Annotated in this window: 9 protein-coding genes; 3 read left to right on the top strand and 6 right to left on the bottom strand. The window is 61.1% G+C overall.

Features of this window, described 5'->3' with window-relative positions:
• A partial coding sequence (locus AA105894_RS04570) for a UbiA family prenyltransferase (protein ID WP_267310677.1) occupies positions 1-463 on the top strand: 463 nt, incomplete at its 5' end.
• Between the two features lie 737 nt (positions 464-1,200).
• Here AA105894_RS04570 and AA105894_RS04565 read toward each other — a convergent pair.
• The 5 genes from AA105894_RS04565 to AA105894_RS04545 all read right to left on the bottom strand — a co-directional run bounded on the left by AA105894_RS04565 (position 1,201) and on the right by AA105894_RS04545 (position 7,433).
• Positions 1,201-2,106 carry a Tim44 domain-containing protein gene (locus AA105894_RS04565; protein ID WP_373316722.1) on the bottom strand — a complete coding sequence of 302 codons (906 nt, stop codon included), beginning with the start codon at positions 2,104-2,106 and terminating at the stop codon, positions 1,201-1,203.
• A gap of 58 nt (positions 2,107-2,164) precedes the next feature.
• Positions 2,165-3,505, bottom strand: coding sequence for a TldD/PmbA family protein (locus AA105894_RS04560; RefSeq protein ID WP_267310675.1), 1,341 nt, complete (start codon positions 3,503-3,505; stop codon positions 2,165-2,167).
• Positions 3,502-4,767 carry a M16 family metallopeptidase gene (locus tag AA105894_RS04555; RefSeq protein ID WP_267310674.1) on the bottom strand — a complete coding sequence of 422 codons (1,266 nt, stop codon included), beginning with the start codon at positions 4,765-4,767 and terminating at the stop codon, positions 3,502-3,504. Before AA105894_RS04555 ends, AA105894_RS04560 begins: the two co-directional genes overlap by 4 nt.
• 97 nt (positions 4,768-4,864) lie before the next feature.
• A complete protein-coding gene (gene thrC, locus AA105894_RS04550) occupies positions 4,865-6,271 on the bottom strand; it encodes a threonine synthase (RefSeq protein ID WP_267310673.1) in 1,407 nt (468 codons plus the stop codon).
• 82 nt (positions 6,272-6,353) lie between these two features.
• The gene (locus AA105894_RS04545) at positions 6,354-7,433 is read right to left on the bottom strand and encodes an L-dopachrome tautomerase-related protein (protein ID WP_267310672.1); all 1,080 of its coding nucleotides are present in this window, start codon (positions 7,431-7,433) and stop codon (positions 6,354-6,356) included.
• 130 nt (positions 7,434-7,563) lie between these two features.
• Between AA105894_RS04545 and AA105894_RS04540 the strand changes: the two genes are divergently transcribed.
• Together AA105894_RS04540 and AA105894_RS04535 are read left to right on the top strand one after the other, a co-directional pair.
• On the top strand, positions 7,564-7,914 hold the full coding sequence (locus AA105894_RS04540) for a DUF3147 family protein (RefSeq protein ID WP_267310671.1): 351 nt from the start codon (positions 7,564-7,566) through the stop codon (positions 7,912-7,914).
• 57 nt (positions 7,915-7,971) lie between these two features.
• Positions 7,972-9,666 (top strand): tetratricopeptide repeat protein, encoded by a 1,695-nt coding sequence (locus AA105894_RS04535; RefSeq protein ID WP_267310670.1) that lies wholly within the window; start codon positions 7,972-7,974, stop codon positions 9,664-9,666.
• Here the strand turns inward: AA105894_RS04535 and AA105894_RS04530 are convergent.
• On the bottom strand, positions 9,646-12,453 hold the full coding sequence (locus tag AA105894_RS04530) for a [protein-PII] uridylyltransferase (RefSeq protein WP_373316721.1): 2,808 nt from the start codon (positions 12,451-12,453) through the stop codon (positions 9,646-9,648). The genes AA105894_RS04535 and AA105894_RS04530 overlap by 21 nt on opposite strands.
• Between the last annotated feature and the right edge of the window lie 42 nt (positions 12,454-12,495).

Genomic DNA, 12,495 nt, shown 5'->3' with positions numbered 1-12,495 from the left:
GGCCCCTCCCCCGCCGATGATCGGCTGGGCTGCAGCGACAGGCTCGATGAGCGTTCTGCCAGTTGTCATGTTCGCGATCGTGTTTCTCTGGACGCCGCCGCATTTCTGGTCGCTGTCGCTTTATGCCTGCAAGGATTACACGAAGGCGGGCATTCCCATGCTGCCCGTGGTCAAGGGGGCGCGCCATACACGGTGGAATGTGTTCGTCTACACGCTCATTCTGATGGCTGTGTCGCTGGTGCCGTCGTTCCTGCGTCTTTGCGGCATGATTTATACGGTCAGCGCAACTGTGCTCGGGCTCGGATTTATCTATTTCGCTCTGCGCGTGCTGCTCGACAAACAGGATGCACAAGGCGTCAGTCTTACGGCAGACAAGCCAGCGCGTTATGCTTTCCGGTATTCCCTGGCCTATCTGTTCTTCCTCTTTTCGGCCCTGCTGATCGACCGGGTGCTCTTCCCATGAAGAAACAAGAAGTCGTCTCCAACCGTCAGGGGCGCATTCTGGGACTGCTTGGCGGTCTCTCGCTCGTGATGGTCTCGCTCTTCGCGCTGACTTATCTGCGTCTTTGACCTAGAAGGCGATCTCTGGTTCGGGAGCGATAAGTCTTTTCAGAAGTTTCGGCTGAGCGGGGTGGAGAAGAGGCGCGCACGTCGCAACGCTTTCCACCGTCGTTTTTTGGCTTTCGCGCAAGATTACGTGTCTTCACCGTATATCGTCTGACTTGCCCCGCATCCCGGCTTACTCACTGATTTCAGTGCTGGAGGGGCAAGAAGGAATTTCGGGAGCAGTCAAGTTTTTATCTTCTCATAGGCTGCTCGATATCCGGCCCGGGCCTCTGCATACGATCCCTGCAAGGAGTTGCCCCCAGCGCACAAACCTGCACGACCTTGTCTTCTTGCAGGGGTAGTGCAGGCAGAGGAAGCGTGGGGCTGGGGAATGCACTCAATTCCTGGATAGATCGAGAGACTACCATGCCTCCTGCCGCCCCTGTCAGAAAGAGTGGCAGCGGCAAGAGGACTATCGTTGCAATGAGAGGGCGGATCTGGAAACGACGCGCCCCGATAAGAGAGCCAGGGCGGGTGAAGAAGTCCTACGTGCCGTCCCTCGAAAGGCAGCACGGGCTCCATGTATCTTGTGGCGAGGACAGGCCCATAGCCCGTCCCCTGTGGGGCGAGCGTGAAGCCTCGCCCCAGCGCGTATCAGCCTACCTGCTGGATCGCTGACAGGATCCAATTGCCGCGCCCGTCGGCACGTACGAAAGTCCAGAGTTCTGTCACAGCCTGTCGCTCGGTCTTGCTGCCATCAATGACATTGCCAAAGGAATCGGTTGTCACGTCATAGAGCGAATACTGCATCGCGACGGTCGCATAGGTCATGTTGCCCTCGCGCCAGGCTTCGGACAGATCGCCGCGCATGAACTGCACGTCAGACACGATATTGCGCGCACCACGGCTGGCGTAATCGGCCAGCTGCTCGCTGAAATACGATACCATCTCGGGTGTCGCCATAGTGGCGAGGGCGCGCATGTTCTGCGCGCTCCAGGCGGCCTGGATATCCAGCAGGAGCTGCTGGAAATTCTGATAATCGCTGTTGCTCAAGGTGACAGCAGGCGTTCCCGCTCCACCGGAGAAACCCGGTCGCTGTGGTGCTCCGACGCCACCGTTGCGACGATTGGCCAGCCAGCGCAGCACCATGACAATCAGAAATCCGAAAATAGCAATCTGGAACAGCAGCCCGATGAAGGAGAGAAAACCGCCTCCACCGCCGCCGAAGAAACCGTGGCCTGAAAGCATGCCAAACAGACCTGCGCCGATCAGCCCGCCCATGAAGCCGGTCATGAAAGGTCGACGCTGGGCAAAGCCGGGCTGCCCCATCGGGCGCGAGAAGGGCGCATTCATCCCCGGAGAGGGCGCGGCAGGTGCATAGCTGCGCTCCATGGGACGTGCGGCATAGGGTGCCGTTTGCGTCATGGGTGGCGGAGAATAGGTGCGGCTGCCTCGACTTCCCATGGAGCGTCCACCGCCTGGCCGTGCGTCGGCAGGGGCTGCCAGAAGCGGGGCCAGAGCCAGGAGCAGGAGGGAGGCACGAAAAATGGGGCGGGACATGAAAACTCCTTGTGAGCGCATTGCGGGTTCAGTCCTCTGTGACTGAACGGGAAGCGCTTCAGCTTCCTGCAACGCTCATTGTGTCAATTCTGAGTGTTGGAGCGTCAACGCCGTGGCGGAACTCAAGATCATCCGCAGCGCGCAGCGACGCAAACATAGCGATGAGATTGCCCGCAATGGTCAGCTCGGCCACCGGTTCGGCCAGCTGGCCGTTACGGATCATGTATCCAGAGGCGCCACGGCTGTAATCGCCGGTCAGCCCGTTGATGGATGAGCCCATCATCTCGGTTACATAAACACCCTCGACGATATCGGCGAGCAACGCCTCGCGCGACCCGGTGCCGCCGGTGAGGAAGAAATTGCTGACTGCCGGGGAGGGCGGTCCGCCGACACTGCGCGAGGCGCGCCCGTTATTTACCAGACCAAGCTGCATTGCCGAGCGGCTGTCGAGTATCCAGTCCTGCAGGACGCCGTTCTCGACAAAAGCGAAAGGCGAAGGCAGGAAACCCTCGGCGTCGAATGGTTTCGAGCGCAAACCGCGGGGGCGTGTCGGGTCGTCGATCACGCTCAGCGCCTCGGGCAGGACGCGCTTGCCGCGATGAGCGGAAAGGAAAGACGTGCCACGTGCGATCGAGGCGCCATTGATGGCCCCTGCCAGATGACCGAGCAGGCTGGCCGAGACGCGGCGATCGAACACGACAGGGAAGGCCCCCGTACGTGGCTTGGCCGGGTTCATGCGGGCCAGAGCGCGTTCTGCCGCTTCACAACCAAGGCGCTCGGCTGAATCGAGATCGCTCAGGTGCCGGGCGCTGTGACCGGCATAATCGCGCTGCATGCTCGGGCCTTCGCCTGCCAGCACGCTGATGCCATTGCTATGGCTCGTCTGAACATAGCGACCGGAAAACCCGCCGCTTTCTGCAAGCGCGATCTCCACCCGGCCGTAACCAGCCGAGGCGCCGTTGCTGTTGGTGATGCCGGGAAAACCGAGCGCGATTTCCTCGGCTTCGCGTGCTCTTGCCAGCAGGGCTTCAAGACCAGGAGCTTCGCCCGCATCGACCAGATCGAGAGAGGCAATGTCGTAGATACCCTGTTGCGCAGGGTCGACGAGGCTTGTGTGGGCGTCTTCAGGCACGACGCGTGCCATGGCGACAGCCTGCTCGGCCAGTGCCTCGAAGCGGCTTGTGTCGAGCGCAGTGGCTGAGACATTGGCGGCGCGCTTGCCGATAAAGACCCTCAGACCCAGCTGGATGGTCTCGGAATGCTCGAGCCCTTCCGGGACGCCGCGACGGCACATGGCCGAAACCGAGCGCGAGGCTATCAGAAGCGCATCGGCCCGATCGGCCCCGGCGCGTTTCGCCGCGTCGAGTAGTTGGGAAAGGCGCTCCTGATCCTTGCTCATGCAACAAGCCTCTGGCTGATGGCGTCAAAAGAGGGAATGGCGCCGACCGGGCCGATTGTGGCCAGCGTCGGGCGGGCGCGGAACAGGGCTTCGGCAGCACGGATCATGGCCGCTTCATCGACGGCGTCGATTTTGGCCACGGTCTCGCTGGTGTCGATGATACGTCCGAAAAGCTGCATCTGGCGTGCAATCTGTTCGCAGCGGCTGCCTGTGCTTTCCAGTGACATCAGCAGCGAGGACTTCACCTGAGCGCGGGCCCGGGCAATTTCCTCGGCGCTTATTCCGTCAGAGAGACGACGCAGTTCGTCGAGCATGACAGGAACCAGCTCGGCAGCTTCCTGTTCGCCTGTGCCCGCATAGATGCCGAAAAGACCGCTATCGAGGAAAGGCAGCGCGAAGGAATAGACCGAATAGACCAGCCCCCGCTTTTCTCGGATCTCCTGAAACAGGCGCGACGACATGCCGCCACCCAGAACCGTCGAGAGCAGCATGACAGCGTGATAGGCCGGGTCGTTATAGCTGACCGACGGAAAACCGAGCACGAGATGAGCCTGATCCAGATCGCGGGTTTCACGATGCTCTCCCCCGAGATAGGTGCAGCCTTCGCGCTCGGGCGGCTGATGGTCTGGCAGGTCGCGAAAATGCTCCTGCACCAGATCGAGCACCGCTTCGTGGCGCAGATTGCCAGCGGCCGCGATCACCATGTTGCGTGTGGTATAATGCGTCTGCATATAACGCATCATGGTCTCGCGCTTCATTGTCGCAATCAGGCCCTCAGTGCCCAGCGTGGGCCGGCCCATGGGCTGATCGCGGAACGCGGTTTCCTGGAAATTATCGAAAATGATGTCGTCAGGCGTGTCGTTGGCCTGGCCGATTTCCTGCAGGATGACGCCGCGTTCGCGTTCGACTTCCTGCTCGAGAAAGGTGCTGTGGGTCAGGATATCGCCGATGATATCGATGCCAAGCGGCAGATCTTCCTTCAGCAGCTTGACGTAATAGGCCGTTTGCTCGCGCGCGGTGTAGGCGTTGATATGACCGCCCACATTCTCGATTTCCTCGGCAATACGCGCTGCACTGCGGCGTCTGGTGCCCTTGAAGGCCATATGTTCGAGAAAATGCGACACGCCGTTTTCTTCGGCGGTTTCGTTCCGTGTGCCGGTGGCAACATAGGCGCCGAACGAAACGGTTTCGACGCGCTCCATCCTTTCGGTGACGACGGTAAGGCCATTGGGAAGGGTGGTAACGGTGATCGGATCGGTCATCGAGCGGTGATGGTCCTGAAAAACTGAAAGCGGGATCTGACCAGAGATGGCGTGTCGAGGGAGCGAATTCCAGCCCCCTCCCACGATTCGGTCAGGTTCAGGCCGTATGCGTATGGGCCTTGATATGGCGGCGCACGGCGTCTTCGATAATATTCAGCTCATTGGCGAGTGTCTCGTAGCGCTCTTCGCATGAGAAGAGGTCAGCCAGATGAGGCGGCAGGGCAGGGTCGATGCCTGTTGCCTTGCGTACGGCATCGGGGAATTTCGCAGGATGGGCCGTGGCAGCCACGATCATGGGAATGCCCGGCTCCTGGGCCTTGCGCCCGGCAGCGAGACCGATTGCTGTGTGCGGGTCGGCCAGATAGCCGGAATTGTCGTAAAGGGCCTTCATTTCGGCGAGGGTCGCCTCGTCATCGAGCATGAGGGCGCCAAAACGCTCTTTGGCTCGCATCCATGCAGCCTGATCGACCGGCATGCGCCCTGTCTGGCGGAAGGCCAGCATGGTCGCCTGACAGGCTTGCGGGTCACGATCGAGCATTTCGAAAAGCAGACGCTCGAAATTCGATGAGACCTGAATATCCATCGACGGTGACAGGCTGGGCTCAACAGCGCGCATCGACATGTCATTGCTGGTCAGAAACCGCGTGAGAATATCGTTGCGGTTCGAGCCGATGCACAGGCGACGGACCGGCAGGCCCATCTGGCTGGCAGCCCAGGCGGCGAGCACATTGCCGAAATTGCCTGTTGGCACCGCAAAGGAAATCTCGCGGTCGGGCGCTCCCATCATCAGAGCGGCACGCACATAGTAGGGGATCTGGGCTGCAATGCGCGCCCAGTTGATGGAGTTGACCGCCGAGAGTCCGATTTCGTCACGGAAGGGTGTATCGGCGAACATTGCCTTCACCATGTCCTGACAATCGTCGAACGTGCCTTCGACGGCGATGTTCAGGATATTGTCATCCTTGACCGTCGTCATCTGGCGTCGCTGCACATCCGAGGTGCGGCCCATCGGGTGAAGGATGGCCACCGAGAGATGCGGGCTGCCACGAAAGGCTTCGATGGCTGCCGAACCCGTATCGCCAGAGGTCGCACCGACAATGGTGACGCGCTGGTTGCGCTCTGTCAGCACATGCTCGAAGAGCTGGCCCAGAAGCTGCATCGCCATGTCCTTGAAGGCGAGCGTCGGACCGTGGAACAGCTCCATTGAAAAGAGCCCGTTCTCGACCTCCACCAGCGGTGCAATGGCTGCGTGGGAGAACCCGGCATAGGCCTTGGCGCAAAGACGCTGCAGTGTCGGCAGATCGATGCTGCCCGCAGCGAAGACCGAGAGGATTTTCGCGGCCAGATCGGGGTAGGAGAGGCTGCGCATGGCGCGCCACTCGTCGGGCGTGAAGCGCGGCCAGGTTTCAGGCATGTACAGCCCACCATCTTCAGCCAGACCAGCGAGAAGAATGTCCGAGAAGGAGCGCGGGCGCGCATCGCCGCGAGTGGAACGGTACAGCATGTTAGCCTTCATGGTTCAGAGACACGATTGGGAAGAATGACGCGACAGGAGAAGAAAGGCCAGGGGGTGACATGAGGGCGGCTTAGGGCAGGTCGATGCGCAAAAGCGTATGGCCTGCCGGAACCCAGATCTGCCCGGATTTGTCATTATCACCTCGAGACCTCGCCCAGCCAGGAATGCCTGCCTGAACGAGCTGGGGCGCGACCAGAAGAATATGGGGGAGGCGCGCCGTGTCAAAGCTCAGAAGCCTGCCATTCTCGATATCGGTCAGATAAAGCGTTGCCTTGTCGTCCAGGGTCATGCCGCTCACGGTCGGCGTCCCGCGCCATTGCGTCACACCTTCCATCTGTTCCGAAGGGGTAACCGAGGGATCTGTCAGCAGATCGGTGGAGAGGCGAAAGATCGGGCCTGTCGGCGCCTGCTCGTAGAGCCATTTGCCATTCGTTTCGAGGGCAAGATAGGCGATGTCGCGTGTCAGAGGGTGGCCATCCGTGCCCATGACCGGATGATGGTCGATCGTGAGCGGCAGGTGGCCGCGTGATGTCGGATAGCCTGCAAAGAAGCGCGTGGCCTGATGGCGCGCCATATCGACCATGGTGAGCGACACCCCGCCCTCATCAGCCAGATAGGCCGTCTGGCCATGGACTGCGAGGGTGGTGAACGCCGTGTTCTGCACGATAGCTTCAGGCGGCAGGTCCAGTTCTGAAAGTACCTTGCCCGAAACCGGGTCGAGATGGATCAGGCGTGGCGGGAACCCGGCTGTCGCCCGGTCGATCAGCCAGAGAGTGCCGCTGTCATCGCAGGCAAGAGCGGAGGGGGCGAAACCTTTAGGGCCGCGTGCCTTGTCGTCCGTGCTGCTCCAGACCGGGATGAGCGGCGTCGTCTCGCTGGCGCCAGCCGCCAGTCGCGCCAGAAACGGACCGTTTTCGTCGCTAGCTGGCTCGCGTAGAAGGATGACACTGCCATCGGCAAGAGGCAGAGCCTGACGCCAGAGCGCCTTGCCGGGCAGGCTTATGGTCTGGGAGATTTTTGCGGCGGCGGTGTCGGCCAGCCAGGGGCGTTCATGGGCAGCCTGAGCCGGGACAGGGCGCAACGTCAGGGCAAGCGTGAAAAGCGCTGTGCAACAGGCGGACCGACGCAGCTTGGGAAGAAAAGCGACCATGCCTCCTTGTAAGCCCATTCGGACCCCGTGCAAGATTGACTGCGCTTCCCGAGGGGTTTTTTGAACGCTTTGTCGTGTCTTGTGCGCGGGGGCTGCCCTTTTTGTCTCTCTCCTTCACACAAGGTCTGTGATGCTCGCCCTTGCTCTCAAATCGGCCGTCTCTGGCGTGCTGATCGCTGTCGCGTCGACTCTGGCGCGCCGTTATCCCGGCTTTGGCGCCTTGATCGCCTCGCTGCCTCTCGTGTCGGTCATGGGCATGATCTGGCTTTGGGTTGAAAAACCCGATGCAGGGAACATGGCCAATCATGCCGGCGCAACCTTCTGGTATGTGCTGCCCTCCTTGCCGATGTTTCTGCTCATCCCAGCCTTGCTGCGCCATGGTCTCGGGTTCTGGCCCGCTCTCGGCCTCGGCTGTCTGCTGACCATCACGCTCTATCTGGCGGTCACATGGATTGGCCCGCGCTTTGGCCTTGTCCTGTGAGCAGAGGGAAGATGCGGCTCGGTTGTAAGCCCGTTCGCGAGCCGTCATGATCGGTGGATGACTGTCTATACCTCGCGCATCAATACCGCTCTGGCCCATCTTGCAGGAGGCGACTCCGTTCAGGCGGAGGCTCTGTTTCGTGCGGTTCTTGCCGAGGCCCCGGATTGTGGAGCGGCCTGGCACGGTCTGGCTTGTGTTGCCCGCCATACAAATCAGCCTCGCATTGCCATTGCTTCCGTGGCGCACGCGCTCACTCTGGCCAAAGGCGATCATGAGAAGGCCCAGTTTCATCTGACGCTCGCTGCGGCCCTCGATGAGGCGGGGCATCTGCGTGAGGCTCTGGCCGCCTGTCGAGTTGTGCTGTTGCTCGAGCCGCGCGAGTTCAGGGCAAAAGCCTTTCTTTCAGAACTGCTCTATCGAAGCGGGCAGGAGGATGAAGCAGCGTCGGTTTTTGCCGAAGCGCTCTCACTCGCCAGAGAGCCTGTGCCGCTCCTGATGCGCCATGGGACATTTCTCATGGCTGAGCGCCGTTTTGGTGCGGCAATCGGGGCTTTTCAGGCGCTTGCGGCGCTCTGCCCTCAGGACGCCGCGGCTTTCGCCAATCTTGGCGCGGCCTTCTTCGAGAATGGCGAGATGCAGGCTGCTCTGGTGGCGCTCGAAAAAGCGGTCACCCTTGCAACGCCGAGTGCCTGGACGCTGAACAATCTCGGTCTCGTTTGTCAGGCGCTGGGTCTTTTCACCAAGGCCGATGCGGCCTTCGCCCAAGCGGTGGGGCTGGCGCCGGAAGATTGCGTCGTGGCAGTCAACCGGGCCACGCTACTGGCCGAGACGGGCCGGCGCGATGAGGCAGAAACGGTTTTTCGTGCCGTTATGCAGGGGGGCGGGGCGCTATCGGCGCAGGCAGGCTTCAACCTCTCCATGCTTGCCCTTGCTTCAGGTAACTTTGCCGAAGGATGGACGCTCTTTGAATCGCGCCGGGAGGTGCTGGGTCTGGCGCCTTTCGCGACACCGTGGCTGGGCGAGACCACGGATTTGCGTGTGCGGGTCGATGCCGAGCAGGGCGTGGGCGATATGATCCAGTTTCTGCGTTTTCTGCCAGAGGCCGCGCGCCGGGCACCGCTTTTGCTGAACCTGCCAGAGCAGATCCTGTCCTTGCTCGACTTCATGCCGGTCATGACGCCGCTGCTCCAGTCGGGGCGGGTCGTGCTTGAAGGCGAGGCGTCTCTCGCTTGCTCCCTGCTGAGTCTGCCAGCCCTTCTGGGTGTCACTCACATCGATCCGTCGCCCTATCTCGATTTTGGCTCCATTCGGGAGGTAGGCAGGATTGGTGTTTTCCATGCGGGCAGCGCGACGTATCGCTTCGACGCCAGACGGTCACTCGACCCGGAATTGCTCGCGCCGCTCCTGACCGTGCCGGATCTGGTTTTCGTCAGCCTTCAGCAGGGCGCAGCACCTGAAGGCATGATGTCGGGGGGGGGCGCAACCCTCGTCGAGACAGCGCATGCCTTGGCGCGCTGCGAGAGGGTGATAGGGGTTGATACCATGCTGGCCCATCTGGCCGGGGCTATGGGCGTGCCGCTCTGGCTGCTCGACCGTGAGGGTGGAGACTGGCGCTGGCAGGGGCCTGACTGGTATCAGCAGATACGCATTTTCAGGCCCGAGGGGTTGCTGCCCCCGGCTCAGGCATGGCCCCCGGTGATCGCTCGTGTTGCAGAGGCCCTGCGGGAAAGATCAGGCTGCGACGGGCTTTGACGGGTGGTTCGTGTCGTCTCCGCTCAGCGTGGCAATAAGCGCCGTGCGGATCTCGGCCATGCGGCTGTCTGATGTGACCTTCAGCCCGACCAGGTCGCGCACATAGAAAACGTCGACGGCGCGCATTCCATAGGTCGTGATATGGGCCGAGGAAATCTGCAATGACTGTTCGCTGATCGTGCGGGTGATGTCATAAAGCAGGCCGGGGCGATCGCGTCCGTTTATCTCGATGATCGTATGTCGTTCAGAGGCACGATTATCGATCACCACGCGTGACGGTACATGAATGGCCCGCATGCGCCGTGCTGTGCGCTGATCTGACAGACGCCCGAGTTCGTCGCCGATGGCGAGGCGGCTTGAGAGCGCCTGTTCGATCAGACTGTTCAGTCGGGCAAGTTGCAGCGGTGTCTCGAAAGCGCGGCCATTGCCGTCCTGCACCCAGAATGTATCGAGGGCCATGCCGTCGCTGAGCGTGTGGATGCGCGCATCCACAATGGAGGCGCCCGCCACGGCAAGCCCGCCTGCGATCTGCGAGAAGAGCCCGGAATGATCGGCGCTGAAAATCGTGATTTCCGTCACGTCGCGCTGAGGGATCGGCGTCGCCTCAATGGTGAGAGGAGCTGAATGGACTTCTGAGTCCAGCACCAGTCGGGCGTGGCGGATATGGGTGTCGGCGTCAAAACCGAGCCAATAGCCTGCATAGCCGAGTGATAGAAAATGGTCGGCCTGTTCGTCTGCGATACCCTGCTGGACGAGACCGTCACGGACGAGTTCCTTGGCATGGCTCACACGCTCGTCGCGTTCTGTTGCGGCAAGGCCGCCCTCAAGCACCTCGGCAACGCGTGAATAAAGCTCCCGCAGCAGCGTGGCTTTCCAGGCATTCCAGACATTGGGGCTGACAGCGCGCATATCGGCGATCGTCAGCAGCAGAAGCAGGCGCAGGCGCTCTGGCGACTGGATGATATCAGCAAGATCGAGAATGGTGCGCGGATCGTCGATATCACGCCGGAAGGCGGTCTGGCTGAGCAGGAGGTGATGCAGAATCAGCCAGGATACCGTTTCCGTCTCTTCGGCATCGAGGCCGAGTTGCGGGCAGACCTGCTGGGCAACTTCGGCACCTAGCACAGAATGATCGCCCCCACGCCCCTTGGCGATGTCGTGAAGCAGTGTCGCGACATACATGGCACGGCGCGACTGCATGTCACGTGCCAGTTCGTAGACAAGCGGGATCTCATCGGCCATGGCGCCCGCTTCGATCCAGCCGAGCATGCGCACGGCCTCGATATTATGCTCGTCGACCGTATAGATGTGATAGGTGTCGAACTGCATCTGGCCGACGATACGTGACCAGTCTGGCAGCAGCGCCCCCAGAAAACCGGTATCGTTGAGAATGGTCAGCCAGTCCGCCCCGCTCGGGCGGGCATGCTCGCGGTTCATTTCCGTGGGCTGCATCAGCAGGGCGAGAAAGACCTGCATGGTGAGCGGGTCTTCGCGCAGCGAGGCAATGCGGCGCTCATTGCGGATGAGTTGCTGAATGGCCGTGGGGTGAAGAACCAGATTTTCGCGAAAGGCGGCATCGAGCATCTTCACCATCAGGCGGGGCTCGCTGTCGAAGCAGGCCGCATCAGCGGGGGCGATCTGCTCGTTGATCAGACGGAAATGAGTGGCGTCTTCCGCGCTCAGACTGGGGCCGTGATAGGGGGCTTCACGAATTGGCCCCTGAAGGCGCTGCATGATGCTGGGTTCGAGAATTCGGCTCAGGCGCATCACCTCACGCGTGGTGAGGAAATAATGACGCATGAAGCGCTCGACGCCCTGCTGGCGCCCATGGCCCGCATAGCCCATGCGGCCACCAATGACGGGCTGCACGTCAAAAGCGAGACGTTCATCGGCGCGACCGGCGATGTAATGAAGATGGAGCCTGATGGTCCAGAGGAAGTTCCAGGCGCGTCTGGCGCGGTTGGCTTCCTGTTCGGTCAGAAGACCCAGAGTGGTGAAAGCAGGTTCGTGAGGTTTGAGTGTCGATGCCGGGTTCAGACCGTCATTGTCTTGCAGAACCCTGGTCATCCAGTTCAGGGTTTGCAGGTCGCGCAGGCCGCCGCGCCCTTCCTTGATGTTCGGCTCAACCATGTAAGGGTTGTCGCCGAACCGTTTATGACGTTTCTCGCGCTCATCGATCTTGTCATGGATAAAAGAGAGTGCTGCTTCCTCACGCTTGCTGAAGCGGACGCCGAAATCGGCAAAAAGCGTGTCATCACCCACAATACACCGGGCATCGAGCAGCGTGGTGCGTATGGTCAGGTCTTCGCGCGCGGCTTCAAGACAACCTTCAATCGATCGTGTGGCATGGCCGACCCGTACGCCCAGATCCCACAGGAAATAGAGCATGTATTCCACCTGGGCGGTGGTCTCGGGGGCGGGGTTCTCGCCTGTCAGAAACAGAAGGTCGATGTCGCTATAGGGTGCCAGAAGCCCGGCGCCGAATCCCCCGGTCGCGCAGAGGCATAGTCCTGAATCAGGTGCCCTGGTCATGATGCGCGCCAGCGCGAACAGGCTTGCTATGGCGCCATCCATCAACTGGGCGAGTGTCGATGCCGCTGCGATGCCCTTGAGCTGGCGCCCTTCGAACAGACGACGGATCTCGCCCTGGTGACGTCCGATATGGCGGCGGAAAATACTAACGGCATCCTCGCGCGATACAGTGCCATCTGCCTGACGCGCACGGTCGAGTGCTGCGGCAAGGGCGGCCTGCATGTCGGTTTCTTGGAGGGAGATCGGTTCGCGCATTAAGATCCGTAACTATGGGGGCGTTGCAGAAAACCAGGAATG

Origin of the sequence: Asaia spathodeae NBRC 105894 (assembly GCF_025994195.1) — a bacterium.
In the GTDB taxonomy this organism is placed as follows: domain Bacteria; phylum Pseudomonadota; class Alphaproteobacteria; order Acetobacterales; family Acetobacteraceae; genus Asaia; species Asaia siamensis.
The sequence above is the reverse complement of the archived record's forward strand: the minus strand, read 5'-3'. Positions and strand labels throughout refer to the sequence as shown.

Excerpts from the sequence above, each read along its gene's own strand:
- AA105894_RS04565 (WP_373316722.1), bottom strand. The coding sequence starts at position 2,106 with ATGTCCCGCCCCATTTTTCGTGCCTCCCTCCTGCTCCTGGCTCTGGCC.
- thrC (WP_267310673.1), bottom strand. The coding sequence starts at position 6,271 with ATGCTGTACCGTTCCACTCGCGGCGATGCGCGCCCGCGCTCCTTCTCG.
- AA105894_RS04535 (WP_267310670.1), top strand. The coding sequence starts at position 7,972 with ATGACTGTCTATACCTCGCGCATCAATACCGCTCTGGCCCATCTTGCA.
- AA105894_RS04540 (WP_267310671.1), top strand. The coding sequence starts at position 7,564 with ATGCTCGCCCTTGCTCTCAAATCGGCCGTCTCTGGCGTGCTGATCGCT.
- AA105894_RS04555 (WP_267310674.1), bottom strand. The coding sequence starts at position 4,767 with ATGACCGATCCGATCACCGTTACCACCCTTCCCAATGGCCTTACCGTC.
- AA105894_RS04530 (WP_373316721.1), bottom strand. The coding sequence starts at position 12,453 with ATGCGCGAACCGATCTCCCTCCAAGAAACCGACATGCAGGCCGCCCTT.
- AA105894_RS04560 (WP_267310675.1), bottom strand. The coding sequence starts at position 3,505 with ATGAGCAAGGATCAGGAGCGCCTTTCCCAACTACTCGACGCGGCGAAA.
- AA105894_RS04545 (WP_267310672.1), bottom strand. The coding sequence starts at position 7,433 with ATGGTCGCTTTTCTTCCCAAGCTGCGTCGGTCCGCCTGTTGCACAGCG.